The organism is Lacticaseibacillus sharpeae JCM 1186 = DSM 20505 (genome assembly GCF_001436225.1).
GTDB classification, from domain to species: Bacteria; Bacillota; Bacilli; order Lactobacillales; family Lactobacillaceae; genus Lacticaseibacillus; species Lacticaseibacillus sharpeae.
The window spans coordinates 52,349-78,450 of the sequence record NZ_AYYO01000024.1 but is presented as its reverse complement, the minus strand read 5'-3'; the positions used below and the strand labels follow the sequence as shown (position 1 = coordinate 78,450).

General features: G+C 52.1%; 27 protein-coding genes and 1 pseudogene. 26 read left to right on the top strand and 2 right to left on the bottom strand.

Features of this window, described 5'->3' with window-relative positions:
- Positions 1-46: 46 nt before the first annotated feature.
- The 3 genes from FC18_RS06425 to FC18_RS06410 all read left to right on the top strand — a co-directional run bounded on the left by FC18_RS06425 (position 47) and on the right by FC18_RS06410 (position 3,719).
- Positions 47-634 (top strand): DUF6895 family protein, encoded by a 588-nt coding sequence (locus FC18_RS06425; RefSeq protein WP_420806087.1) that lies wholly within the window; start codon positions 47-49, stop codon positions 632-634.
- A 657-nt stretch (positions 635-1,291) separates the two neighbouring features.
- A complete protein-coding gene (locus FC18_RS06415; RefSeq protein WP_054678394.1) occupies positions 1,292-1,999 on the top strand; it encodes a hypothetical protein in 708 nt (235 codons plus the stop codon).
- The gene (locus tag FC18_RS06410) at positions 1,983-3,719 is read left to right on the top strand and encodes an ABC transporter ATP-binding protein (RefSeq protein WP_054678396.1); all 1,737 of its coding nucleotides are present in this window, start codon (positions 1,983-1,985) and stop codon (positions 3,717-3,719) included. The genes FC18_RS06415 and FC18_RS06410 overlap by 17 nt, the downstream gene beginning before the upstream one ends.
- A 155-nt stretch (positions 3,720-3,874) precedes the next feature.
- Here FC18_RS06410 and FC18_RS06405 read toward each other — a convergent pair whose 3' ends face one another.
- Positions 3,875-4,564 (bottom strand): RlpA-like double-psi beta-barrel domain-containing protein, encoded by a 690-nt coding sequence (locus FC18_RS06405; RefSeq protein ID WP_420806086.1) that lies wholly within the window; start codon positions 4,562-4,564, stop codon positions 3,875-3,877.
- Positions 4,565-5,123: 559 nt separating this feature from the next.
- Here FC18_RS06405 and FC18_RS06400 point away from each other — a divergent pair.
- The 23 genes and pseudogenes from FC18_RS06400 to FC18_RS06295 all read left to right on the top strand — a co-directional run bounded on the left by FC18_RS06400 (position 5,124) and on the right by FC18_RS06295 (position 25,334).
- Complete coding sequence (locus tag FC18_RS06400) at positions 5,124-5,918, top strand: glycosyltransferase family 2 protein (protein WP_056975777.1); 795 nt, start codon at positions 5,124-5,126, stop codon at positions 5,916-5,918.
- 96 nt (positions 5,919-6,014) lie between these two features.
- Entirely contained in the window at positions 6,015-6,791 is a 777-nt protein-coding gene (locus FC18_RS06395) for a DUF975 family protein (RefSeq protein WP_054678403.1), read from the top strand.
- Between the two features lie 21 nt (positions 6,792-6,812).
- The gene (locus tag FC18_RS06390; protein ID WP_054678406.1) at positions 6,813-7,667 is read left to right on the top strand and encodes a DUF975 family protein; all 855 of its coding nucleotides are present in this window, start codon (positions 6,813-6,815) and stop codon (positions 7,665-7,667) included.
- A gap of 240 nt (positions 7,668-7,907) precedes the next feature.
- Entirely contained in the window at positions 7,908-9,218 is a 1,311-nt protein-coding gene (locus FC18_RS06385) for a D-serine ammonia-lyase (RefSeq protein ID WP_054678408.1), read from the top strand.
- Between the two features lie 299 nt (positions 9,219-9,517).
- Complete coding sequence (locus FC18_RS12060) at positions 9,518-10,264, top strand: hypothetical protein (RefSeq protein WP_156300886.1); 747 nt, start codon at positions 9,518-9,520, stop codon at positions 10,262-10,264.
- Complete coding sequence (locus tag FC18_RS06380) at positions 10,261-10,899, top strand: ATP-binding cassette domain-containing protein (protein ID WP_054678528.1); 639 nt, start codon at positions 10,261-10,263, stop codon at positions 10,897-10,899. Before FC18_RS12060 ends, FC18_RS06380 begins: the two co-directional genes overlap by 4 nt.
- The gene (locus FC18_RS06375; protein ID WP_056975774.1) at positions 10,896-11,651 is read left to right on the top strand and encodes a hypothetical protein; all 756 of its coding nucleotides are present in this window, start codon (positions 10,896-10,898) and stop codon (positions 11,649-11,651) included. The genes FC18_RS06380 and FC18_RS06375 overlap by 4 nt, the downstream gene beginning before the upstream one ends.
- Positions 11,648-12,241, top strand: coding sequence for a hypothetical protein (locus FC18_RS06370; protein WP_054678415.1), 594 nt, complete (start codon positions 11,648-11,650; stop codon positions 12,239-12,241). The genes FC18_RS06375 and FC18_RS06370 overlap by 4 nt, the downstream gene beginning before the upstream one ends.
- A gap of 365 nt (positions 12,242-12,606) precedes the next feature.
- Positions 12,607-14,724: pseudogene (nrdD, locus tag FC18_RS06365) on the top strand (anaerobic ribonucleoside-triphosphate reductase); the annotation flags it as partial.
- A gap of 20 nt (positions 14,725-14,744) precedes the next feature.
- On the top strand, positions 14,745-15,332 hold the full coding sequence (gene nrdG, locus FC18_RS06360; RefSeq protein ID WP_054678421.1) for an anaerobic ribonucleoside-triphosphate reductase activating protein: 588 nt from the start codon (positions 14,745-14,747) through the stop codon (positions 15,330-15,332).
- Positions 15,333-15,401: 69 nt separating this feature from the next.
- Positions 15,402-15,752, top strand: a complete 351-nt coding sequence (locus FC18_RS06355; RefSeq protein ID WP_054678423.1) for a metal-sulfur cluster assembly factor — start codon at positions 15,402-15,404, stop codon at positions 15,750-15,752.
- Between the two features lie 12 nt (positions 15,753-15,764).
- A complete protein-coding gene (gene sufC / locus FC18_RS06350; protein ID WP_054678427.1) occupies positions 15,765-16,520 on the top strand; it encodes a Fe-S cluster assembly ATPase SufC in 756 nt (251 codons plus the stop codon).
- 2 nt (positions 16,521-16,522) lie between these two features.
- Positions 16,523-17,545 (top strand): SufD family Fe-S cluster assembly protein, encoded by a 1,023-nt coding sequence (locus tag FC18_RS06345; protein WP_054678429.1) that lies wholly within the window; start codon positions 16,523-16,525, stop codon positions 17,543-17,545.
- Positions 17,535-18,761 carry an aminotransferase class V-fold PLP-dependent enzyme gene (locus FC18_RS06340; RefSeq protein ID WP_054678432.1) on the top strand — a complete coding sequence of 409 codons (1,227 nt, stop codon included), beginning with the start codon at positions 17,535-17,537 and terminating at the stop codon, positions 18,759-18,761. The genes FC18_RS06345 and FC18_RS06340 overlap by 11 nt, the downstream gene beginning before the upstream one ends.
- Positions 18,751-19,221: a Fe-S cluster assembly sulfur transfer protein SufU gene (gene sufU / locus FC18_RS06335; RefSeq protein WP_054678437.1), complete on the top strand. Its 471-nt coding sequence runs from the start codon at positions 18,751-18,753 to the stop codon at positions 19,219-19,221. Before FC18_RS06340 ends, sufU begins: the two co-directional genes overlap by 11 nt.
- Positions 19,199-20,635 carry a Fe-S cluster assembly protein SufB gene (sufB, locus tag FC18_RS06330; protein WP_054678439.1) on the top strand — a complete coding sequence of 479 codons (1,437 nt, stop codon included), beginning with the start codon at positions 19,199-19,201 and terminating at the stop codon, positions 20,633-20,635. The genes sufU and sufB overlap by 23 nt, the downstream gene beginning before the upstream one ends.
- Positions 20,636-20,761: 126 nt before the next feature.
- Entirely contained in the window at positions 20,762-21,124 is a 363-nt protein-coding gene (locus FC18_RS06325) for a type II toxin-antitoxin system RelE/ParE family toxin (RefSeq protein ID WP_054678442.1), read from the top strand.
- 3 nt (positions 21,125-21,127) lie between these two features.
- On the top strand, positions 21,128-21,430 hold the full coding sequence (locus FC18_RS06320) for a helix-turn-helix domain-containing protein (RefSeq protein ID WP_056975772.1): 303 nt from the start codon (positions 21,128-21,130) through the stop codon (positions 21,428-21,430).
- A 195-nt stretch (positions 21,431-21,625) separates the two neighbouring features.
- Positions 21,626-22,303, top strand: a complete 678-nt coding sequence (gene deoC, locus FC18_RS06315) for a deoxyribose-phosphate aldolase (protein ID WP_056975770.1) — start codon at positions 21,626-21,628, stop codon at positions 22,301-22,303.
- Between the two features lie 21 nt (positions 22,304-22,324).
- Positions 22,325-23,524: a phosphopentomutase gene (locus FC18_RS06310; protein WP_056975767.1), complete on the top strand. Its 1,200-nt coding sequence runs from the start codon at positions 22,325-22,327 to the stop codon at positions 23,522-23,524.
- Between the two features lie 28 nt (positions 23,525-23,552).
- Positions 23,553-24,257: a purine-nucleoside phosphorylase gene (deoD, locus tag FC18_RS06305; RefSeq protein WP_054678445.1), complete on the top strand. Its 705-nt coding sequence runs from the start codon at positions 23,553-23,555 to the stop codon at positions 24,255-24,257.
- A gap of 199 nt (positions 24,258-24,456) precedes the next feature.
- Positions 24,457-24,933 carry a DUF6978 family protein gene (locus tag FC18_RS06300; RefSeq protein WP_056975765.1) on the top strand — a complete coding sequence of 159 codons (477 nt, stop codon included), beginning with the start codon at positions 24,457-24,459 and terminating at the stop codon, positions 24,931-24,933.
- Positions 24,930-25,334 carry a DUF1828 domain-containing protein gene (locus FC18_RS06295; RefSeq protein WP_082404025.1) on the top strand — a complete coding sequence of 135 codons (405 nt, stop codon included), beginning with the start codon at positions 24,930-24,932 and terminating at the stop codon, positions 25,332-25,334. The genes FC18_RS06300 and FC18_RS06295 overlap by 4 nt, the downstream gene beginning before the upstream one ends.
- Positions 25,335-25,347: 13 nt before the next feature.
- Here the strand turns inward: FC18_RS06295 and FC18_RS06290 are convergent, their stop codons facing one another.
- Positions 25,348-26,010, bottom strand: a complete 663-nt coding sequence (locus tag FC18_RS06290) for an MmcQ/YjbR family DNA-binding protein (protein WP_056975763.1) — start codon at positions 26,008-26,010, stop codon at positions 25,348-25,350.
- Positions 26,011-26,102: the final 92 nt, after the last annotated feature.

Sequence of the window (26,102 nt, the reverse complement as noted above, 5' to 3'; positions counted from 1 at the left end):
TTTATTTCAGAAGAACTTGGTCACGAGTGGCTAACTTGATTATAAAATCTGCCATATTATTTTTCATGATAATCGAATTAAATGGGCTGTGGAATCAGGAATGTCTTTTGTTGGAAGGAGAGCCCCTTTTAGAATATATGAACTTGCATATCAGTTGAAAAGGTGTGGTTATTTGCAAGATAACCCACTAATAACTAACGCCGAGGCAGTTGTTAACCGCCAAATTAACATCTCGTGGAGTTCATTTGGAATGGATGCTTATGTGATTACACACTCAGTTTTTTACATGACAGATAGTGGGACGCAAATGATTACAGATCGACATTTACGAAAGAGTATTAGATTATTATTAATTGCAATAATAGCAAATAACTATCTCGAAGAAAATATAGATATATTGGCGGAAGCAATATTGGGACTGTGTTTTATTCAACCTGATAAAGTTGAGATGTCGTTTATTGACTCGGCCATTGAGTACATTTTGTCAAAACAAAACTTGGATGGTTCGTTCTATGGCCCTAAGTCAAATGAGTTGCGGAACCTCAGCGAATTTGAAAAGAAGTATCACACTACATTGGTAGTTTTAGGAGTGTTAAATGCATACAAGCGAAAAGAATATTCATCAAATTATTAATCGGTTTAGAGGGAAAAAGATATCAAATAAGTTGATATTAAGCATATATCATTGCGTGCTGCTGGTAACTGTTGCTCAAAAGGTTGAATCAGTCTCCGCAAAAAAATTGATTTTTCAGCGAACATTATTTCGTCTCTCGCTAATAGCTTAAAAGACCTTAGCTATACACTTATTGCGAGGCCTGATTATATACCCTATTTTGAAATGATGTATTATTTTTTACAAGCGAACAAGCCTCAATATAATTTCACACAGCGGTTTGGTTTAGAGATTACCCGAATATCAAAATACGAGTGGAGCTTGGTGCATGATTTTGATGATAATGTAGGCTTTTTAATAAAGAAGGACATTCAGCCTTTCTCTAATATGAATCAGACTAGCTTTGAATATTTGGCACATAAATTAATCTATTGTGACAAGTCTGAGTACAATTTTATTGCAGATTTTATTGTTACAAAGAAGGAAGGAAAAACATCAGTAGCACATGCAGCGACCTATGCATTCATGTATATGTCGGATGACGTATTTAGGTTGGTGATGCTACATATGCTTTTTTTTCAAGATATTTTTTTGACGTAGAAACTCAGGATTTAATGACTGATAATTTGTCAATCGAGGACGAGTTTGCACTAACGTTTGTGTATTAAGGAGTGGTGAGTGAGAATGCTTGACCCGACGCGTAATTGGATTAATGGGCAGTATGATGGCGCCATACATTATCAATTATTAGTTGATAAGTTGACGCCATTAATTGATACCGGAAAAATAAAGTTGGACAGTTTTTGGGAGAATTTTTCTCTAGATGATTTTAATTTGGTTGAATGGACGATTATCATGCAGATTATATCAAACTGTGTGGGGCTAAAATGTGCGGATGTAATTGAACTATTTAGTCAGTATTATGTATTCGATGCCGACACGGGGATGCTCGTTCGACAAATGATGACAATCATTGGCGGGAGTCATGATACGCAGTGTGATTGGCCTGATTTGGAGACAAAGAAGTATGCAAAAATTATTTCAGCTGCGGTTCATTCGGAGGATTGTGAGGTTAGAAAAGGTTTATTTTTAGGAGCAATTAGCTATTGTTTTTTTGCCTTTAACCTGCCAATGGCAATACTTATTTTTATGATCAGTAGAATTGGATTTTGCGATAAACAGATAGGAACAGATTTTTTTAATAAAATCGAGTTACATGGTAATAGTGATGGAAGCTACGGCGTAATTGAACCCAATGGAAGTCAGCATTTAGCTAATTCGACTTCAAAGAAGTGGCAATTATCTTCAACTGTATTTATTTACTTAGTAGAGCAGATTTATCAAAACGAAAACGATGGAGGTCAGAACCTTGACAAAAAAGAATGAGAAAATACAACGTGGATCATTGATTAGTCTGCTAAAAATGTCGCGTCAATCTAATACCACATTATTTATTAGTCTAGTTACGAGTGTCATTAGTGCTGCTTTTATGCTAATAGCGCCGCTTGGACTAAAAGGGTTTATCAATGGTGAAGTGGGTGAAAAATCAGGTTTGATGTTGATGTTGGCAATCGGAGGGTTGGTTATTCAGGGTTTATTTCAGGCATTAAGCTACTACTCTGCTAGTGCATGGGCGGAGAAAAAGGTTATGCAACTCCGTGATGAAATTACCCAACATACTCTACGGTTAAAAATTACAAATCCACTTGTTTCTGAACCTTCAAAGTTGGCTAGTATCGTTGTCAATAATTCTGAAACAGTTCGGCTGTTAGTGTCGGACACATTACCGGAATTAGTGAGTGGAGTCTTAATCGTAATTGGCGGGTTTGTTTTGCTAATTATTTTGAGCTGGCAGTTGACGGTCTTTTTACTTCTAACGCTGTTGATACTGATGGTGGTTATTAATTTGGTTTCTAGATCGATGGCACGAATTTCTCATAGACGGCAGAGTTGGATAGCTAATTATATCTCTGAGGCTTCAACATTTATTGCAAAATTGGCTACCATTAAGGCCTTAAATGGGGAAGGCGAAGTTCAAGAATCTGTTGAAAAAATAACAAAGTCACTGCATGATTTGGGGTTAAAAGCGTCGCGAATTTCCGCTTGCATGGGACCGTTGATTCTCACATCAACACTAGTTTCGTTTTTGAGTGTTTTTGCGGTTGGTGGGTACCTGGTAAATTCAGGGTTGATTACATTAGGCGGGCTTGTAACATTTCTTATTTATTTGTTTCAAATTATCTCGCCGCTTACAAGCCTTGGTAATTCGCTAAATAAAATTAGCGCGGCAAATGGAGCTGCTGATAAGTTAATTGATGTTTTAGTATCAGATACGGAAAATGATGGTATCAATGTTCAAGCTGTACCTAGCAAAATTGGCGGTAATCTTGAATTAAAAAATGTGTCTTTCGCGTATGAAGGGAGAAAAGTTCTTGATGATGTCTCGATTAGTGTTCCGGCAAACACAAATGTGGCAATCGTTGGCCCTAGTGGCGCAGGTAAAAGTACAATAATTTCGGTAATTGAACGTTTTATCACACCAAGTCATGGAGAGCTTGCGTATGGTGCGCATAATGCATGCAAGATTGGTTTACACCAATGGCGTGAAAACATTGGCTATGTGGCACAAACGGAGTCGGTTGTTGGCAAAACGGTAAAAGAAGCGTTACTATTCGGACTGGTAGATAAAAGGGATGCTGAATCGAGAATTACAGAAATAATTAAGCTGGTAGGGCTACAGGATGAAATTGGCGGCCTAGAAAAGGGTATTGATACCCAGATTGTCGAGGGAGGAACTAATTTTTCAGGTGGTCAAATTCAAAGGTTGATGATTGCTAGAGCCTTGATTAGAAAACCGAAAATTTTGTTACTTGATGAGGCTACTTCGAGTTTAGATGCGGATTCCGAGGCATCGATTGTACGGATAATTAATAAATTGAAACATGAGGTTACCGTAATAACCATCGCGCACCGCTTGTCCACGATTAAGAATGCAGATAAGATTTACTTCCTTGAGCAGGGACGTATCACGGGGGTTGGCACTCATGACGAAATGATTCACAGTCATGAAGTTTATGCTCGATATGTGGCTGAGCAGACGATTTAGGTGAACAAAGTTGTGTGTGTGATGAAGCTAATTATTGTTAATAATGGTAGGCTTCTGTTGCTCAAAAATGGCGCACTGACCACGCTTTGCCCCAGGTTAAACATAATCAAAAAGCCAAACCCGTCAATTATGGGTTTGGCTTTTTGGACTTCTGCTTACAGAACCTGGACCGTTGCGGAAAGTACGCCGGCGGAAGGAATCTGGTTGTTAGGCATCGCAACGTCGATCTGGTGACTGTTGCTTGCGGCAAAAGAACCGGTGTCGTTAACGGTCCGGTAGAGGACGGTCCCGTTAGACATGGTAATCTTCAGGCGCGTGCCGCGAGGGAAGACGGACAGGTTAGCGGCAACCCCGCTGTAACCCATGCTGGAGCCCATTGCTGCGGGATCGTAGAAGGTAATCTTGATGCCGGAGTAAGTGCGGCTAGAAGATGAAGTTGCAGAACTGGTGCTTGCACTTGAACTGGAACTTGAAGTGCTGGTCGTAGTGCGGGCAGCAGCGGCCTTCGCCTTAGCAGCGGCAGCAGCCTTGGCCTTGGCAGCAGCTTCAGCCTTGGCTTTAGCAGCGGCCTTCGCCTTAGCAGCAGCTTCAGCCTTGGCCTTCTTAGCAGCAGCTTCCTTATCGAGCAGGTGCTGGGCTTCGTTGTACTGGTTGGTGCCAGGGATAATCTTGATGCTCTTTTCCTTCTTCAGGGTCGAGCCGCTGGCCACAACCGTCTTGGTCAGGCGGATGTTGTTCTTCTTGGCGGTTTCCGTCAGACTGTCGTCAGTCTTAGGTGCCTGAACGTGGTGGTTATCATTTGTTTCGTCGATCGCGTGTGCTGGTGTGTTGGCCTGAAAAGCAATTGTTCCGGTTACGACCGTGAATGCAACTGCAACTAGGCGCTTGATGTTAGCTAATGTGATAATATTCACTCCCAAAATTTGTATAAGCTATTTCTTTGCTTCAACATCCTGAAGTATAGGTGATTGTTGTGTCGGAACAATACCAATAGCTTTACAAAAAACAACGGATTCCGTCATGTTGTAACTTTCATGTAATCATGACAGCCATGTTACAGAAAATGGCCTCTGTAACCGTTTCCGATGGGTAACGTAACGTAAATATGGCTAATTTTTGCCCAAATGCACAACTTTTTGCCGATTTTTGCGCAATTTTTGGGTTTTAGGCTGAATCTTTTTCTGTAAGATGTTAGTTAATTTGGTGAAAATTCCACAAAAAATAAACGTTTCGGTCTCATTTTTTGCCATTTAGCCCCAGTAACATGACAAAATGTAACTTAAGTCAGGTTGAAATGGCCAAGATTACGCTGGATCGGTACGTAAATGACGCATAGGACAGTTTTGCCGCCCAGCACCCAGTTTGTTCTATATAATATGCTAGAATTGATGCGAGGTGAAAAAGATGGAGCCGTTAGTTACCGTGATCATTCCCGTGTACAACACCGCGGAATACCTCACGCATTGCTTAACCAGTATTGTTGATCAGACCTACCACAACTTGCAGATTATCGCGGTCGATGACGCGTCGAGCGATGATTCCGCGCTGATTTTGCGCACCTTCGCGGAAGTGGACCCGCGCATCACGGTGCTGACCCAAGACCACAACCAGGGCGTTTCGGCGGCGCGCAACGCGGCCCTCGCCATTACCCACGGGGTCTACACGCTGTTCGTGGACGGCGACGACTGGGTGGAGCCAACCTACGTGCACCGGTTCGTGACGATGATGGAGGTGGGCGACTACGACTTAGTGGTGAACCCGTTCGTGCTGGAAAAAGATCAGCCGCACGACCCCGCGGACAAACTCCTACGCAAGCGTGAGCTGACGCGCGCCCAGTTCCTAGATGGCGTGCGCAGTCCTGTCGGCGAGATTCGTGGGTATCTGTGGAACAAAATTTTCCGTACCAGCATCATCGAGCGGTACCACCTGCGCTTTGACCCCGACGTCGCGCTGATGGAAGACGAGCTGTTCGTCGTCGAGTACGGGGTGCGGGCGCAGAAGTTCTGCTTCGGCGGCCATGCCGATTACCATTACGTGATGCGCGAAGGCTCGGCGACCCACGGCCCGGGCGAAGAGTTGATTACGGTGCTGCCCCAGCAGATCATGTCGCTGCACCGGGTGAACCGAATTATTGCCTCCATCAGCCGCGGTAGCAAGCAGTTCCCGCTGGCGCCCGATGCGACGCCGGAGGAAGAATAGCCGCACATTATTTGCTCTGCGGGGCCAATGACCGATGTTTTACCCAGCAAAGTGTGCTTAAATATCCTATATAGTTAACTAAGCGGAGGAAAATCAATGCAGAACGAAGACTTCTATTATATGAGTCGCCCCGAACTCAAGGCGGCGGCGAAGGATCGCCTGCGCCAAAAGGGCGTGTGGGCGAAGATGGCCGTGGCAACGATTATCCCGCTAGCCGCGACGCTATTTTTGTTCACCACACTCTTCCTGACGTCGCTGGCCATGACTGATACCAGCACGTCGACGATGAGTTTCAATGAGCTGTACACCCAGGCCATGAACTCCAGTGCCGATACCCAGCGCAAGGAAATCCTGGTTAACCTCGTCAGCATCTTCTTCACGACCGGCCTGAGCTTCACCGCGCTGGATCTTATCCGGAACCGGAGCAAGAAGATTTCCGTGGGCAGCATCATGTTGAAGTGCTTCAACAGCCGGTACTTCTGGATGGTGCTGGCAGTTGACATCATGACTTACGTGGCGGTGCAGTTCGGGACGATGCTGTTCATCATCCCCGGGATTCTGCTCCAGTTCGGGTTAAGCATGTCCTACATGGTGTTGTACGATTCACGTGAGCACCAGCAGGAGGGTCAGCGACGCCTGGATATCTTCGGCGTGCTGGCGGAATCATACCGGATGATGCGCGGGCACAAGTTCGACCTGTTCGTGCTCCAGCTGAGCTTCATCGGCTGGTTCCTCCTGTGCGGATTCACGTTCGGTCTGGCCTATCTGTGGGTCGGTCCGTACTACGAGCTGACTTTTGCCGGCTTCTATGAACAGGTGCGCCTGCGTTATGCGGACAAGCAGAAGCAGATGCATGACGACGGTGCACTTTAAGCTGTAGGCGCAGAAACGGAGGTGGTTGCCATCAGTAAGAAGAAAAAACGGACTTACGGTGACTTCGATGCCACCTTCAAAACCCGGCGGCAATTGAAGCGCATCGCCTGGGCGCGTACCCGCGAACCGCACATCTACTGGCGGCTGGCACTCATTGGCCTATTGCCGATTATCATCGAGGGCGTGTTCGTGGGGCTGTCGGTGGTGGCGGGGATGTCTAAGGGCATCAGCTTGCACCACATCGAGCAGTTCTACAAGTTCAGCCGCCAGTTCAACGACAGCATGGGCTGGACGGCACTAACGGAATTGGTCGTCGGTATCTTTGGCCAAATTCTGGTTTACGCGGCGCTACTGGTCATCCGGAAGCATAACTACCAGCTTGAGGTGGGGCCAACCGTGTGGCAGCACCTGAGCTGGCGGTACGTTCTGCCGTACTTGTTCGTGCAGTTGATTCAGGGCCTGCTCATGGCTGCCTTTTTCATCGTGTTCCTCATCCTGGCCGTCATGGCAATCATGTTGTGGCAGGTGTTGCCGGCTGCGGCAATTGGCGTTGGCTTGATTGCGCTGCTGCTAATGCTTCTGCCGCTCTACCTGAGTCTCGGTTGGTCGCAAACGGGCTACCTAATCAAGGAAGCGGTGGAAGCCGACGACAATCCGCGCCTGTTCCGGGTGCTCGGCGACTCGTGGCGGATGATGCGCGGGTTCAAGTTCGACCTGCTCGTCTTGTACCTGTCCATGTTTTGGTGGTACGTCTTGACGGTCTGCACGCTGTTCATCGGCTATATCTTCATCCAGCCGTACTTCGCGTTGACCCGCGCGGCGTTCCACGAGAATGTCCGCCGCTTCGACGAGCAGCGCCGCGCCGTGGGGATGTAGATGGGACGCAAATGGTAAATGCAAAAGCGACTTGCCATGCGCCTCTAAAAAATTGGTATACGCGCTTGCCTACCGTTTTAAATTGCTATATTATGAACGAGTAATAAGCGTGATGCGCGGCACCAACTAGTTTACCGCTGCACATTACGGACAGATTTTAAAGTTCCCCGCCAGACAAGTGGTGGCCGCGCTCTCGCGACCACCACTTGTTTTGTTCTTGGGGCCAAGGAGGAAAGAGTTATGGATGTTGCAGAACTCACTGCAAAATATCCACTGGTGAAGGATTTAGCCGCACTGAAGGAAATTCTCTGGCTGAATCCGGACTACGGTAAGGATGACCCAGATTTGACGCTGACCCAGGCCGACCTGTTCGACGCGTCCGCCCGCTTCGAACGCTTCGCACCATACATGGCGGTTGCGTTCCCCGAAACGGCCGCAACAAACGGAATTCTGGAGTCCCCACTGCGCCGTTTGAACGCGATGCAGGCCCACGTGACCAAGCGTGAAGGCTACGATTTGCCTGGTGCTTTGTACCTGAAGGCCGACAACGAACTGCCAATCTCGGGGTCAATCAAGTCCCGCGGGGGCATTTACGAGGTCCTCAAGATTGCGGAAAAGGTGGCCATGGACCACAACATGCTCGTGTATGGCGACAACTACGCCAAGCTGAACGAACCGGCTTACCACGACCTGTTCAGTCAATACGGGATTGCCGTGGGCTCAACCGGGAACCTCGGGCTGTCCATCGGGATTGTTGCGGCTAAGCTCGGCTTCAACACCACCGTGCACATGTCCATGGACGCTAAGCAGTGGAAGAAGGACACCCTGCGCTCGGTTGGCGTGAACGTCGTTGAATACGACGGCTCCTTCACCAAGGCCATCACTACCGGCCGTGAACTGGCGGCTAAGGACCCATCCGTCTTCTTCATTGACGATGAAGGCAGCAAGGACCTCTTCCTCGGTTACGGGGTTTCTGCCATTCGCCTGCAAAAGCAGCTGCGCGACCAGAACATCCCCGTTGATGAAGATCACCCGCTCTTTGTCTACCTGCCTGCTGGTGTCGGTGGCTCTCCTGGTGGGACCACCTTTGGCCTGAAGAAGATTCTCGGTCCGAACGTCCACGCCATCTTCGCGGAACCAACCCACGTGCCATCTGTGGTGCTGGGCATGATGACCGGCATGAACGACGGCATCTCCGTGTACGACATCGGCCTGGACGGCTTAACCGAAGCTGATGGCCTCGCTGTTGGCCGGCCATCCCGGCTCGCCGGCCGCGTGCTGAAGACGCTCCTCATGGGGATTGCGACCTTCGACGATGACCGCGTCATGGAATACACTGCGGAAATGATGGACACCGAGCACATGAACCTCGAACCTTCCGCCACCGCCGGCTTTGCGGCTATGGCTGAAAGTCAGGCGTACCTCAGTGACCATTTCAACATGGCAAACGCGACCCACATCGTTTGGGCGACGGGCGGCATGCTGGTTCCTCAGTACGAACACGACCGGAACTACAAGATTGGGAAGGCTTTGCTGGACCAAGGGAAGTAGACTATTTTGATTATGAGCCCTGTCAGATTTTTGGCAGGGTTTTTTGTGCCTATTAATAAAAGTAAACAGAATAGAAGTTTGATAATCGATGGATTGCTTAAATCTTTAGGCTAATAGAACTTTAATCGTTCATTAATGATTGAACCCTGCCGGTATGTGTGAAAATTAGTGATAATTACTGTTGAATATGCGGATATGCACAAACTGTCGTTATATTTTCTCTCTGAATAATACAGTTAATTGACAATTAGCTGTTAGTAAACTATTCTTACCCACGGTTGGTCTCTGGAGGAGAATATATGTTGATTTTGAGGACTAAACGTTATTGGATAGCAACTTGTGTTGGTGCTTGTTTCTATGCGGTACTCACGGTTCTTGCTAATGCTAGCATGGGTGCTGGTGAATCACTATGGATTTTGGCATTTGCACCAATTTTGTCACCGGTATCTGTGTTTTCAGTACTAACACCAGTTATACCAATGGCCATTGTTACTTTCGCCTTTTTACCATTTTTTTATTCTAGTTTTCGTCAATGGTGGCTTATTCGGGCAAACCGGCGAATAGGCGCGATTATTGTCATCATAACTGTGTGCGGTAGTGGTTACTTGATTATTGGTTATCCATTGGCTGTTCTGTGTCTTAAGTTCTGTCTGCACGGGTATCGTGTGTTTCCTGAAGTTGATGGAATTGTCTCGTGGCTAGGTATATCTAATGCGATTGGATTACTACTGCTAGTTTCAGTTCTTGTCTCAATCTCAATCGCGCTGTTAACGTTTGTCATTGCATTCTGGTGTAATAAAGGATGGCAAACGTTGTCAATTTCAATGTTAATTTATGTGGTTGCGCCAATGTTGTTAATTATTCCTGGAGTTTTGCCGGAATCATGGATGCCGGTGAACGTATACTACCGACTGCTCTCTGAATCAGCACCTCGAATAGGCACCGTTGCCGGAGTAATGACGTATATAGGCGGAATATTGATTACTTGCGGCTTATTGGTGTTTTGGGGTTACCGCAGAGAATGTCAAAGTGGGTGGGAAAGTTGAAAGAAATAGCATTTAATAATGTTGGGGTCCGCTTTAATGGACGTGATTTGCTAAAAAATGTCAGCGTTAAATTTCGCGCAGGGCGTGTGTACAGAATCGTTGGGCCCAATGGATCGGGTAAGTCCACAATGCTTAAACTGTTAACGGGAATTCAAGTAGCAGATACGGGGACGATTTCGGTTGATGGTAAATCCATTACGTCAGGAAATTTTCTACGTGATGCGGGGGTATTAATCAACAAACCGATATTTCTTGAACATTTATCGGGAATTAAAAATTTAAAAATGTTAGCAAGTATTAAGGCTCAGATTAGTGCAGACGACTGCAGGCAGTGGATGCGTCGCTTGGGTTTAAATCCTGAAGACAGGACGGCAGTAGCTAAGTACTCGACTGGTATGAGGCAAAAGTTAGGAATTGCACAGGCAGTAATGGAATCACCACAAATTGTTTTACTTGATGAGCCGTTGTCTGGACTGGATCGTGCTTCAAAGCAACTAGTGATTGCCCTACTGGTTGAGATAAAGCGAAACATGCCAAATTTACTGATGGTGTTGATTTCGCACGAGGAAGATATAGCGACCTTGGTGGACGTCACTTATGAGATTGATAGTAGTAAGGTTGAAGCAGTTAAATGATTAAATATCGTGCTCTTTTAGGTTGTTATTATCGCGAACGAACTGTGTGCATATTGATAGCGCTGTTGGTGTATGCGGGCACTTTTTTCTTCGTTAGTCCGGTAATTCCAGTTAGTCAAGTTCCCACCGTTGGCGATTATGTTTTCGAGACGCTGGGAAATCAATTGGTGACATATCTTGGCTTGCCTATTTTGCTGAGCGTATGTTATTCAGACATGTATGTTTGGGGCTATAGCGGCTATCAACGAATGTTAATGTGCCGGTTAGGCAGTGCGCGCGGGTTAAACAGATTTTTTGTTTTGGTTGTGATTGTCAATTCATTTGCAACTGCGATACTGACAGTGGTGTTTGCTGCTGCTGCGGGTATCTTGCACGGGTTTACTTTGAACTTGGATTTAACTACTGCAGTGGGATTACATGAGGGCGTTATGGCTATTCCCAATCGGTTTGTGATGGTTCTGGTGTTTGCTACTACTTTTGGGTTGATTAACCTACTAATTGGTATGCTGGTGTGTAAGGCTGCCATCAATGTGCTTACTAATGTGTTGATGATTGGATTTCTGTTTGCAAACTATAAGGGCAGCTTTGGGTTGTTGACCACATTTCCTTTTTATCCCGGATCTGGATTGTTCTGGGGAAACTACCTTAATTCGGCACTGCCAGGATTGATTAGCATAACGAACGTGATATGGTTGCTTGTGGCAATTATTGCTACCAGTATTGTTTATCAGGCGCGATGGTGTTCGCAATGATCAGGCCATTGATAAATTTGCGCAGTGTTTTGCGCTGGTGGTTGTGCGACAATGCTGTTTGGGTGGCAATCAGTGCTGGTATGTTTTACTTAACTGGCTATCAATATCCGCAATTTCTCTTTATTTCAGGAATTCAGGGTTGCATACCCTGGTTAACGTTAATGATTTTGGCTCTGTTTCAAACTACGGATATTGTGGTGACACCTTTTGAATTAATCACTGTTGAGCTTCGTATTGGGAGTAGAAAACGCTGTCGGTTGGTTAAAACAGCTAACTATGTTGTATGCCTTTTATTATTATTGAGTCCACAGCTTCTATTGCTTGTCTATTATGGATGTGATTTTTTGCCGCTATTGTATACCGCTTTAATATACGTTGCGGTGAATTGTGCGGTTAATATACCAAACAGAAGCGATGGGTTGTTCATAGTGAATTTTATAATACTACTGATTATGGCTGTATGGCCAGCATTTGCCGATATGAACTCGACCGGTGCTGCTATGAAGCGACGTTTATTTTTTTCAGCAGTTTTGGCTTTGGGAATAATAACAGTAAATATGAGTTCAAGATTTGGACAACGAAAAAAATGATAAATTGACTGCTTATATTCGCAGTACGAACACGACCGGAACTACAAGATTGGGAAGGCTTTGCTGGAACAAGGGAAGTAACATTGGCGCATAGCTTTACCGGTAGTCCTACCATTATTGGTGGGGCTATTTTTTTCGCGTTAGTGGCACAACACGTCACAAATCTGTAACGCGTTATTTAACCGATTTGTGCCTCGTGTCCCCAAGCAGGTTTCACACGTTTTCTGCAAATTATGAGATTATATAGGGGCTATGCTTACTTTTCCCACTACATATTGTGGTCACTTCAGCATATAATAATTAATATTACTACGGAAAGTGCGGTGGTTTTTGTGGACGTAATGGTGGCAACCGAACTGATTAATAAGCGGGAAGGCAACAGTGAGCCGTTCTCAGCGCCAAAATTGCAGGCGAGCGCGCGGAAGGCCCTAGTGGCTGCTGGCCTGGACGCGACGAATGTTGACTATGCGGCCCTGCTGGCGGCTGGTGCACAGGCGGGTTCAACTGAGGAAATTGCGGCGGTGGTCGAAGACTGGCTGAAGGGCCAGGCGGAAGTGGCGGCGGTAACGTACCACGAATTCCGGCGCAAGGCCATTGCTAAGCGGGCGGCCGACAAGAACCTAGATGTTGCGCTCGGAAAGCTGCTGCACAAGGATGCCACCGTGGTCAACGAGAATGCCAACAAGGACAGCGATGTGTTCACGACGCAACGCGACCTGACCGCCGGCACGATTGCGCGGGCGACGGGGCTCAAGATGCTGCCGCCAGCCGTGGCGAACGCCCACATTAAAGGGGACATTCACTGGCACGACCTGGATTACCAGCCATACAGCCCGATGACCAACTGCTGCCTGATTGACTTCAAGGGCATGATGGCTAACGGCTTCAAGATTGGTAATGCCAGCATGGGCACGCCCCAGTCGATTCAGGTGGCGGTGCTGCAGATGGTGCAGATCATCGCTAGCGTGGCCTCCAGTCAGTATGGTGGCTGTTCCAGTGACCGCACCGACGAAGTGCTCGCCCCGTACGCGCAGAAGAACTACGACCGCCATTTGCAGGACGCAGCACAATGGATTGATGACCCGGTGAAGCGGGAAGACTACGCCAAGAGTAAAACTATCGCCGACATTACCCAGGCGATGGAGAGTCTGGAATACCAGATCAACACGCTGTACAGTTCGCAGGGCCAGACGCCGTTCACGACGGTCGGTTTTGGCTTGGGCAGCAACTGGATTGAACGCGAAATCCAAAAGGCCATTTTGAAGACACGGATTAAGGGGCTCGGAACGGAGCGGCGGACGGCCATCTTCCCGAAGCTCGTGTTCACCATCAAGCGCGGGTTGAACCTGAACCCCGCGGACCCGAACTACGACATCAAGCAGCTCGCCCTCGAATGTGCCACGAAGCGCATGTACCCCGACGTGCTGATGTACGACAAGATTGTGGAACTCACCGGCAGCTTCAAGGCGCCGATGGGTTGTCGCAGTTTCCTGCAGGGTTGGCGCGACGAGAATGGGACCGAAGTGAACTCCGGTCGCATGAACCTGGGCGTGGTGACGGTGAACTTGCCGCGCATCGCTTTGGAATCTGCCGGCGACCAGAAACAGTTCTGGGCATTGCTGGAATCCCGGCTCGCGGTTTGCCATCAGGCGCTCGCGTTCAAGGTGAACCGCGCCAAGCAGGCCAGCCCGAAGAACGCCCCGACGCTCTACATGTACGGCGCGTTCGGCAAGCGACTGGCACCAGACGGGGACGTGGATGACCTGTTCAAGAACGGTCGCGCCACTGTGAGTCTCGGCTACATCGGTTTGTACGAAGTCGGCACTGTGTTCTTCGGCCCGGACTGGGAGAAGAACAAGGAAGCTAAGGCGTTCACGTTGGCCGTGGTCAAGAGCCTGTACGATCACTGCAACGCGTGGGAGGCCAAGGAAGGCTACCACTATTCCGTTTACTCCACGCCGTCCGAGAGTCTGACCGACCGTTTCTGCCGTATGGACACCGAGAAGTTCGGCATCATCCCGAACATCACGGACAAGGAATACTACACCAACAGCTTCCACTACGACGTGCGCAAGTCACCAACACCGTTCGAGAAGATTGACTTTGAAAAAGACTATCCGCAGTACTGCAGCGGTGGGTTCATTCACTACTGCGAATACCCGAACCTGAAGCAGAACCCCAAGGCGCTCGAAGCGGTCTGGGATTTCGCCTACGACAAGATTGGCTACCTCGGCACGAACACGCCGATTGACCAGTGCTTCAAGTGCGGCTTCAAGGGTGAATTTGCCGCCACGGCGCGCGGCTTCAAGTGCCCAGATTGTGGGAACACCGACCCCAAGACCTGTGACGTGGTCAAGCGGACGTGCGGCTACCTGGGGAACCCGAACCAGCGGCCAATGGTGCACGGACGGCACATGGAAATCACGAGTCGGCACAAGCACATGAGCTTCGGCAATGACCAGGTGGCTAATTCCGCCAACTAATTTCGGAAGGTGGTGCAATCATGGAACGCAGAACTAAACGCACACTACCCCGCAACCCCAAGCCCAAAGAGTGGACGGCGGCGGAGTATTCCAAGCAGTACGTGGCCAGCTACAAGCCGTTTAACTTCGTTGATGGCGAGGGCGTGCGGTGCTCACTGTACGTCTCCGGCTGCAACTTCGCCTGCCCGGGCTGTTACAACCTGGCGGCGCAGAACTTCCGCTACGGCAAGCCCTACACGCAAGAACTCGAGGACCAGATTATCGCAGACCTCAGCCAGAGCTACGTGCAGGGGCTGACGCTGCTGGGCGGGGAACCGTTCCTGAACACGCAGGTCTGCTTGCAGCTGTGCCACCGGATTCGCGCCGAGTTCGGGCACACCAAGGACATCTGGAGCTGGACGGGCTACAAGTGGGACGAGCTGATGCAGGAAACGGACGACAAGCTGGAACTGCTCGGCTTGCTGGACATTCTGGTCGACGGCCGGTTCCTCGAAGCCGAGAAGGATTTGACCTTGCAGTTCCGGGGTAGTGGCAATCAGCGCATTATCGACGTGCCGGAATCGCTGCGCACCGGTGAAGTGGTGATTTGGAAGAATCTAGTGAAGTAAACAGGCGCCAACTGGACGCAGTGCCGTCCGGTTGGCGTTTTGCTTTAACTACAAGAAGTGGAGGGCCACATGCGGGAACACACATTAGCTGAATTCGGCGTTGAGTGCCGGAACATCGAGCCAGCACTCGACAAGCAGCTGGCGGCGGCCCTGCAGCACGCCGTGGATCCGGAGCTCGGGGTGGACATGTTGAACCTCGGGCTGGTTTACCGAATTGAACAGAATGAGGACGGCAGCTTTCGGGTCGAAATGCTGCTGACGATGATTGGCTGTCCGCTGACGGATTACCTCAGCATGCTGATCAAGCACGCGCTGGAACTGGCAGTGGGGGATGCGCCCGTCATGGTGCAGTACCGGATGGACGTGCAGTGGTCAATGGCGCGGATGAGTCGGGCGGCCCGGATGACGCTGCACGTATAACGGGGGATGAACATGGAAACAATTGAAATTAAAGATTTGCACGTCGCCGTGCGCGCGGAGGAGCCGCAGCCGGATATCTTGCGCGGGGTGAACCTCACCATCCGCCGCGGCGAGATTCACGCCATAATGGGGCCGAACGGGACGGGGAAGTCCACCCTGTCCGAAACCATCATGGGCAACCCGAATTACGTGGTGACCGGCGGCGACATTCTGCTCGATGGCACCAGCATTCTGGACGCAACCGTCGACGAGCGTGCCCGGGCCGGATTGTTCCTCGCCATGCAGTATCCGCCCGCGATTACCGGCATTACCAACGCCGAGTTCATTCGCGCCGCGGTCAACAGCCGGCGCGCCGATGATGATCAGATTGGCGTCATGGACTTCATGGACGAACTGGACGAGCGGCTCGACCAGCTCAAGATGCCGGGCGACATGGCGGACCGTTACCTCAACGCCGGTTTTTCTGGCGGGGAGAAGAAGAAGAACGAAATCCTGCAGCTGCTGATGATCAAGCCAGGCCTGGCGATTTTGGACGAAATTGACTCGGGGCTCGACATCGACGCCCTGCGCATCGTGGCCGCGGGCGTGAACAGCATGCGCGGGCCGGAATTCAGCAGCCTCATCATCACCCATTACCAGCGGCTGCTCGATTACATCGTCCCTGACGTGGTGCACGTGATGAAGAACGGCCGGATTATCGAAACCGGCGGCCCCGAACTGGCCAAGCAACTGGAGCAAACCGGCTACGAACAGATTCAGGGGGACTAGCGATGGGGGCAAAGAAAATGCAGTGGCCCCTGCTGCCGAAGATGAGTTGGGCGCATTTGGTGCACCCAGCGGGATCAGTAGCCGGTAGCGCGCCCACCGTGGCGGCGGGCGTAGGGGTCACGGTGACTTCGCTACCGGAATTGCCGGCGCCGGCGGACAACCTGGACGCGGCTTTGCGCAGCCTACCCGCCACACGCATTGATGTACCAGCGAACTGGCGGGGAACCGCGCCAATCACCATCACGGGGGATGCGGCGAATTCCGCGACGGTGCTGGTGACTGTTGGCGCGGGCGCACAGGTACATCTACGCGAAACCTGGCGGGGTACCAATGCCGGCCAGCAGCATTTGCTCGTGCTGCTGCAGCTGGCGGCCGGCGCGCAGGTACGCTACGACACGCTGGATTTGCAGAGCGGGGATGTGGCTATTTATCGCCGCGCCGAACTAGCGGAGGGGGCCGAGTTGACCTGGCATGGGGCCGTGTTCGGTGACTGCCGCGGCGGGTTGCAGCACGCGGTCAACCTGGTGGGCACCGGTAGCCGGGCTAAGGCGAATCTAGCGGTGCTCAGCGGCAATGCGGCCAAGCTGGTTGCGACCACGACGGTGACCAATTACGGCCGGCACACGCAGGGGCTGATTAATCAACACGGGGTGCTGACGGACCACGCCCAGCTGGTGCTGAACGGGATCGGCGCCATTGTGCGCGGGGCTGCCGGCAGCGATGCCCAGCAGGAGAACCGGGTATTGATGTTGTCCGACCACGCGCTGGGCGAGGCCAACCCGTTACTATTGATTGACGAAAACGACGTGACGGCCGGCCATGCGGCGAGTGTGGCGGCAGTCGACGCTAAGCAGCTATATTACCTGATGAGTCGGGGGTTAAGCCGGGCAGTGGCGGTGCGCCTGGTCGTGCGCGGCTTTTTGCTAAGCTTATTACCCGATGATTTGCCCGCGGCCGATGTGCAGCAGGTACACCAGGCAATCGCGGCGCAGTTAGATGGAGGCAAGATTTTCGATGGCAAATAATGACAGCGAGTGGCGGGCAGACTTTCCCCTGTTCCAGCAGCACCCGGAATTAGCATATTTCGATCAGGCGGCGACGGGGCAGTACCCGCAATCCGTCATTGACGCACTGAACGCCTACATGACGGGCGCCAACGCCCCGCTGCACCGCGGACTGTACAAGCTTGCGTATGCGGCAACGGAGCAGTTCGAATCCGTGCGCAGCCAGGTGGCGGAATTCTTGCACGCGCAGGCGGCGGATGAAATTGTGTTCACCAGCGGCACCACGGCGGCGCTGAACCTGGTCGCGCAGTCGTTTGGCAACCTCATCGTTGACGGCAACAGCGAAATCATCGTCAGCATCGCCGAACACCACAGCAACTTCCTGCCGTGGCAGCACCTGGCCGAAACGACCGGGGCCAAGCTGTTGATTGCGCCCGTGACGGCGGATGGCGCTATTGACGAAGACTGGGTGCTGGCTCACATCGGCATGCACACGCGCATCGTTGCGCTGGCGCAGGAGACTAACGTGACCGGCGCCCAGCTGCAGCAGGTGCGCACCATCGCCGACCGCGTGCACGGTCAGGGCGGCTACCTCGTGCTGGATGGCGCGCAGGCCGTGGCGCACACCGATGTTGATGTGCAGGCACTTGGGTGTGATTTCTACGCCTTCTCCGGGCACAAAATCTATGGGCCATCAGGCATTGGCGTGCTGTATGGGCGGCGCGAACTGCTTGTGGAGATGCCGCCAGTTACGCTTGGCGGCGGCATGATTAACGAGGTGACGACGCTGACTGCTAGTTTTGCGCCCGCACCGTTGCGGTTTGAAGCCGGCAGCCAAAACGCGCTGGGGGTCATTGGCCTTGGTGCGGCCATCGAGTACCTGCAGCCGCGGCGCGCAGCCATCACGGCGTACCTTAAGGGCTTAACCAGCCAGGTGCGGTCTGCCCTGGCCGAACTGCCGGCCGTGACGCTGTATTCCAGCCCCGCTGCACCGGCGACCGTGAGCTTCAATGTGGACGGGGTGCACGCGCACGACGTCGCCACGTTCCTGGACGAAGCGGATGTGGCCGTGCGTGCGGGGCACCACTGCGCCCAGCCGCTGATGCACGCACTTGGGGTGTCGGCGGTGGTGCGGGCCACGCTTGGGGCGTACACGACGGAAGACGATTGCCAGCGGCTGATTGCCGGTGTACGGGAAGCGGCGGCGTTCTTCGCGGAGGCCCGCCATGAGTCTTAACCGGCTGCAGCAGCTCTACCGCAGTGTGATTGTCGATGCAGCCAGTGCGCCGACGAGTTTCGGGCAGGTGCCAGACACGGTGCCCGTTGTGCACGCGGTGAACCCGACGTGCGGGGATGTGCTGGACTTGGCGGTGGCAGTGGATGCCGCAGGTGTGATTACCGGCGTGCGCGCCACCGCCACGGGGTGCACGATTAGCCAGGCGAGCACGGCATTGATGGTGCGGGCGGTGCGCGGGCAGAACGTGACTGGCGCATTGGCCCAGGCCGCGGCGTTTGCGGAAATGGTGCGCGATGACGTGCGGCCAGCAGTTGACCTGGGGGATGCACGGGCACTGCAGTCAGTGCACGCGTTCCCGGCACGGGTGAAGTGCGCGCTGCTGGCGTGGACGACGCTGACGGAATGTTTGCAGAATTTAGCGGAAGGGGGCGGCGACAATGCCACAGACAAGCAACAGTAAGAACAATGAAACCCTCGCCGCAGATGTCGATTTTCTCGATGCGCAGACGAAGGCGACGCAAAAGATTGCCTTCAAGCCGATTCTCACCACCGGCCGCGGCCTGACGGAAGACATTGTCCGACAGATTTCGGCGGCCAAGCATGAGCCAGAGTGGATGTTGCAGATGCGGCTGCGGGCATTCAAGACCTATCAACGACTGCACCAGCCAAACTTTGGCCCGGACTTAAGCGGGCTGGACTTGGACAACATTCGTTATTTCCAGCGCGCTACGGACAAGCCGGTGCGCGACTGGGCGGATGTGCCTGCAGCGGTCAAGGATACCTTCGAGCAGATGGGTGTGCCCCAGGCTGAGCGCAAATACCTCGCGGGGGCGAGTGCTCAGTTCGAATCCGAAGTCGTGTACAGCCGGCTGAAGGGTGAAATCGAGAAGCTCGGCATCATCTTTTGCAGCATGGATCAGGCGCTGCAAGATTACCCCGAGCTGGTCCGCCAGTATTTCGGCAAACTCATTCCGGCGGCGGACAACAAGTACGCGGCGTTGAACACGGCGGTCTGGTCCGGTGGCACGTTCCTCTACGTGCCCAAGGATGTGTACCTCGACACACCGCTCCAGTCGTTTTTCCGCATCAACGCGGGCAGCACGGGGCAGTTCGAGCGCACGCTGATTATCGTCGAACCCGGCGCGCACATCAATTACGTCGAGGGCTGCACGGCGCCGACGTATTCGGAAGACAGCCTGCACGCCGCGGTCGTTGAGGTGTTCGTCCAAGAAAATGCGTACGCGCGCTACACGACGATTCAGAACTGGAGCAACAACGTCTACAGTCTGGAAACCAAGCGTGCCAGTGCCGCCGCCAACGCCACGATGGAGTGGGTGGACGGCAACTTGGGCAGCAAGGTGACGATGAAGTACCCGTCTGTCTACCTGAACGGTGAGGGCGCGCATGGCACTATGTTGTCGATTGCCGTGGCGGGGCATGGCATCGTGCTGGATTCGGGCGCGCGGATGATTCACAACGCGCCCAACACCAGCTCGTCGATTGTCAGCAAATCGATTGCTAAAGACGGCGGTGCGACCGATTATCGCGGCACGGTGCGCTTCACGAGCAAGGCCCACGGCGCCTTCGCACACGTGGAGTGCGACACCATCTTGATGGACGAGCAGAGTCGCAGCAACACCATCCCCATCAACGATATTCGTTGCGCCGACGTGGCGATGGAGCACGAAGCCAAGGTCAGCAAGGTCTCCGAGGAGCAGCTCTACTACCTGATGAGCCGCGGCCTAAGCGAGGCCAAGGCCACCGAGATGATCATCATGGGCTTCGTCGAGCCGTTCGCCAAGGAGCTGCCGATGGAGTATGCGGTGGAGTTGAACCGGCTGATTCGGATGCAGATGGTGGGGAGTGTGGGGTAAAGCGTAATTGGAAGTAGCCATTACAGCTGTGTGTGCTCTTTTCGCTTGTCCACATAGTTTTTGGTGCTACGACTAAAGCTGATAACATATTTGCGACCACGGACGCAAATATGTTATCATAAAGGCATGGAAAAGCCCAAGTTTAGAGCCTATACACGGCCGAATGGACACACTGAGTTTGCGGAGTTCATGCTTTCGTTGCCTGTTAAACAAAGACAAAAGATGCAGGCGGTGATTGAAATCACAGAGGAGAAAGGATTGCTTGTCGCAAGTCACATGCTCTTGGTTAAGAAGTTAGACAATAACCTCTATGAATTGCGTGCACGACAAGGCAAACAATATCAGCGTGGTCTATATTTTCATGTTGTCGGTAATGAATATTTAATTACTCACGGTTTCAGCAAAAAAACTAATCAAACGCCACAAAGAGAAATAGACCATGCGATTGAGCTTCGCGAAGAGTTCTACAATGGTTTGAAGGAGGAGTAACTCATGCAAGACTTAAAAAAATATACCGATGCGCACTCAGTGGACATGGATACCCTCTTTACCAAAATGAATCAGGATGCGGATTATCGTAAAGGTGTCGAGGCGGAAAAGGATAAATTAACCAGTGCAGCTGCGATATTTGAAGCGCGCAAAGCGGCAGGATTCAGCCAACGCGAATTGGCCGAAGCATCTGGAATTCCGAAGACGACAATTGCACGGATTGAGTTGGGCCAGAACACCAGCATTGCCACGCTGAGCAAAATTGCGCGGGCGCTGGGTAAGCGAGTTCGTGTGTCATTAATATAGAGCGATTACGAACGAACCACTTGCGTTTAGCAGGCGGTTCGTTTTTGTATACACATGATTGCCGCGTGCTTTTTCCCTCTGCCCCCACCTCTAGTACCCCGTCCCGCGACACCCGGCACATTTAGTTGTGTCATGCACCTTCCCGAGCATGGTATAATGGTAACGGTTACAATTTCAAACAACGGAGGAATCACCATGACAAAACCATTAGCTAAGTATATCGACCACACGTTACTGAAACCCGACGCAACCCAGGCGCAGATTGACGAGCTGCTTGCGGAGGCTCGCGAATACAACTTCGCCTCCGTCTGTGTGAACCCGTACTGGGTGGCGCGGTCCAAGGCCGGGCTTGAGGGCACGGACGTGAACGTCTGCACCGTCATTGGTTTCCCTCTGGGCGCCAACACAACGGCCATCAAGGTGGCGGAAGCAAAGGCGACTATCGCAGACGGCGCCGCAGAATGCGACATGGTGATTAACATTGGTGCGCTGAAGTCCGGCGACCGGGACGCGGTGCAGGCCGACATTCACGCGGTGGCCGAAGCGGTGCACGCGCAGGGCGCCATCCTCAAGGTGATCATCGAATGCGTGCTGCTCACGGACGACGAGAAGGTTGCGGCCTGCGAGCTCAGTGAAGCGGCGGGCGCTGACTTCGTGAAGACCAGCACCGGGTTTGCTGGCGGCGGGGCCACCGTGCACGACGTTGCCCTGATGCGCAAGACCGTGGGCAACCGCCTGCAGGTCAAGGCAGCCGGCGGGATTCACTCGTACGCTGAAGCTAAGGCGCTGATTGATGCCGGGGCCGACCGCCTCGGTGCCAGTGCCGGCGTGGCGATCATCAGTGAGGCCAAGGCTGCGGGCGCAATCGACTAGGAAGAAACGGGGGAGTATGTGATGACGAAAAAAACTTTCAAACGCATTATTGCAGTTGTGACGGATTCGGTTGGGATTGGTGCCGCACCAGACGCGGCCAAGTTCGGCGATTCCGGTGCGGACACGTACGGGCACATCAGCGCGCACATGGGGCCGGACTGGCAGTTGCCTAATATGTTGAGCCTGGGTCTGGGTAACATTCGTGCTGACAGCGAAATGCCATACCTCAAGCCGGTGGCCCACCCCAAGGCGGCGTACGGCAAGATGTACGAGATTTCCGCCGGCAAGGACTCGATGGATGGCCACTGGGAAATGATGGGTCTGCCCGTCACCGAACCACTCGGCTTCTTCCCGGACGGCTTCCCGCAAGAACTCCTCGACCAAATCACCGAATTCTCTGGGCGCAAGTGCATCGTCAACAAGCCATACTCCGGGACCGATGTCATCCACGACTACGGGGACGAGCAGCTGGCAACCGGCGACCTGATTGTCTACACATCCGGTGACTCGGTGCTCCAGATTGCGGCCAACACCGCGCTGATTTCCGTGCCTGAACTCTACAAGATTTGTGAATTCGCCCGCAGCATCACCCGCGACGCACCATACCGCATCGGGCGCATCATCGCGCGGCCGTACACGTACATCGACAAGGACCACTTCACCCGCACCAGCGACCGGCACGACTACGCGCTGATTCCGGACCAACCAACGGACCTCGATCGGCTGCAGAAGGCCGGTGTGCCAACTTACGGGATTGGCAAAATCAACGACATCTTCTCCGGCATTGGCCTCGACGACGGGATTCACACCGTCAGCAACGAAGACGGTATGAACCAGACCATCAAGGTGGTTAAATCCGATCGTGCAGGCTTTGTGTTTGCCAACCTCGTTGACTTCGATGCGATGTACGGCCACCGGCGCAATGCGGACGGCTATGCAGAAGCTCTGGCGCTCTTTGACAAACAGCTCGGGGAACTGCTCGCAGCCATGAACGATGACGACCTGCTGCTGATCACCTCCGACCACGGGAACGACCCAACGTACACGGGCACCGACCACACGCGCGAATACGTACCAATCATCGCGTACAGTCCGGCACTTGAAGGTGGCGCGAACCTCGGCATTCGCTCACCATTTAGCGACATGGGCGCCACGATTTGCGCCAACTTCGGCGTCCCAGCTGGCGAGTTCGGCAAGTCATTCCTGGACGAATTGAAGTAACGACGCAGTTAGAAGGGGGACTTTTTTCATGAGTACACACATTAATGCACCAGCCGGCAGCATTGCCGACACGGTTCTACTGCCGGGCGACCCATTGCGCGCACAGTACATGGCGGAGAACTTCCTGACTGACGTCGTGCGCTACAACGAGGTCCGCGCGGCTTACGGGTACACCGGCGTTTATCGCGGCCAAAAGGTGTCGATTCAGGCGACGGGGATGGGCATGCCGTCCATCGCCATCTACTCGACCGAACTGATGCGGGACTACGGCGTGCAGCGGCTGATTCGCACCGGCACGTGCGGCGGGCTGGCGGAAGAAGTGCACTTGCGCGACATCGTGCTCGCCCAGGCGGCGACGACCGACAGCAGCATGATTGTGAACACGTTCGGGCCCGGCGTATCCTTCGCGCCCACGGGGGATTTCAACCTGTTGCGCAAAGCGGCGACGATTGCTGAAACCAGCAAGCTGAGTTTCCACGTCGGCAACGTGCTTGGCGAGGACCAGTTCTACAACGACAACCTCGACCGCGGCAAGCTCACGGACTACGGCGTGCTCGCCACCGAGATGGAGGTGCCGGCGCTGTACCTGCTGGCGGCCAAGTATCGGCGTCAGGCGCTCGGCATCATGACGGTGTCCGACCACCTGGTGCGCGACGAACACTTGTCGGCCGAGGAACGCCAGCTGACCTTGAACCAGATGATTGAACTGGCACTGCAGACGGCGATTAGCTGAAGATGAACGAAGCCCCACGACCGGAATGGCCGTGGGGCTTTTTGTGTGGTTAAGGGCATGACTACAACTGTTGCGGCAGGTGCGGGGCGGATTTACCATTTGGGTAGGTTTAAAGATTAGTTAAGCCTGAGTGGTGCTGCGGGGAAATTACGCGCGTTTGCGAAATCTATTTGTATCAGGCAAATAGGAAGTGAGCGCGATGAAGTTGGTACATGATAATTTAACTAATTCGGAGGTGCAGTGGTTGTTAAAGACAACTAAGCATCCAATTTCAAACGCAGAGTTGCGCAAAATGGAGAAGAAAATTGCAGCACAAAGGAAAGGTGTGTTACGGGTTGATATTGACGTTGTTGGCGCAGGTGATGAACTAGTTCTTCAGTACTATCGACGAATGAAGAAACAAATTAAGTATTCTATCAGCTTGCGGTTTAAGAATGATGGAACTCAACTTATTCGTCTTGATATCGGGGGCAAACATAAGAATCACGGGGACCTTGTTACGCAAACATATAACCACATGCACGTATACTCTGCACATACCCACAATCACACTGAGAATGCGCAGGCAATCTCGGCGGATGATTTTCAAACCGTTGAAGAACCTTTACAGACGTTCATCGATTTTCTCAAATTTGTCAATATTCAAATGAATCAGAAAGGCGTTGAAGAAAAATGATGCTAGAGGAACAACTCAACGAGCCCAATGGCTGGATTGCAGCTGGAGAACAAATTGAGATGGTTGGAACGGATTCACAACCAGAATATGAAATTACAACCGTGTTCACTAAGCAAAACGGGGATCCTGTGGAAATTTCAGTTTATAAATTGGCTGATGGTCGTTTTGAATTAAGTGATGATGGTATGACGGCATTTGAACTCCAATTCAAAAATAAAATAGTTGGCGAAAATTCCGATTTGAATCGGCAAATTGACCAAATTTTAACTGGGACTAAAGTTGCGCTTAACTCGGATTATGAACTCTACTGTTATGCTGGTGACAAAATTAATGAAATCATTATGGCCAAGAGTGAGTTACTTCGAGTAATGTTGGCAGTGGGCAGCCTAGGCCCAATTTAACCACCCACCCGCGTCATTTCGCCAGCGCGTAACTCGCCGCAAGCCGCGTCAGCAGTTCGGCGGTTGCCACCTGTCCGTCCAGCACGATGGTGTACCAGTGCTTCTTGTTCATATGGTAGCCGGGGAAATACAGCTTGTTGTCCACGAGCTGGGTTAATTCTTCCGGATCCGCACGCAGGTCGAGGACTTCCACCTCCGCGTCGCCGGTCAAGCCGAGCTTAACGGGTTGTACTTTCAAAATCGCCGCGTACCACTTGTGCGTGTCTGGCCGGCGCAATACGGCGTTACCGGGGAACTTCTGCCAGAGAAACTCGGGGTCATCGCCATACTGTTTTGCGACGGCTGCCAGTACTGCGGTGGTCTGTTCCTGTGTGAACACGGACTGCGTGGCGGGCGTGAAGCATGCGTCCGCGATTTTCTGCAAGCAGTCGGTGTACGCCGCCCGCACCTGCGCCACGAACGCACCGGTGTTGCCAGCATTCCGGTACAGCGTGTAGGGGTCGCCGGTTTCGGGATCAAGCACGGTAGCGTTAACTTGCGTGCCGACCACCATGACCGTAATGTTTAGGCCACTGACCAGTGGGGCGGTGTATGTAAAAGTGCTTTGGTGCTGGGTGAAGCCGAACGCCAGCAGCTTGTCCGCGACGGGCTGACGGTTCTCGAAAATGTTTGTCATGATGTGTGCCTCCAATAACTATTATAGCGATATCGTTTTATCAGTAGTACCTGCAATTTTTGGTCCTTCCTTTTCAGAAACTCCCTGCGACA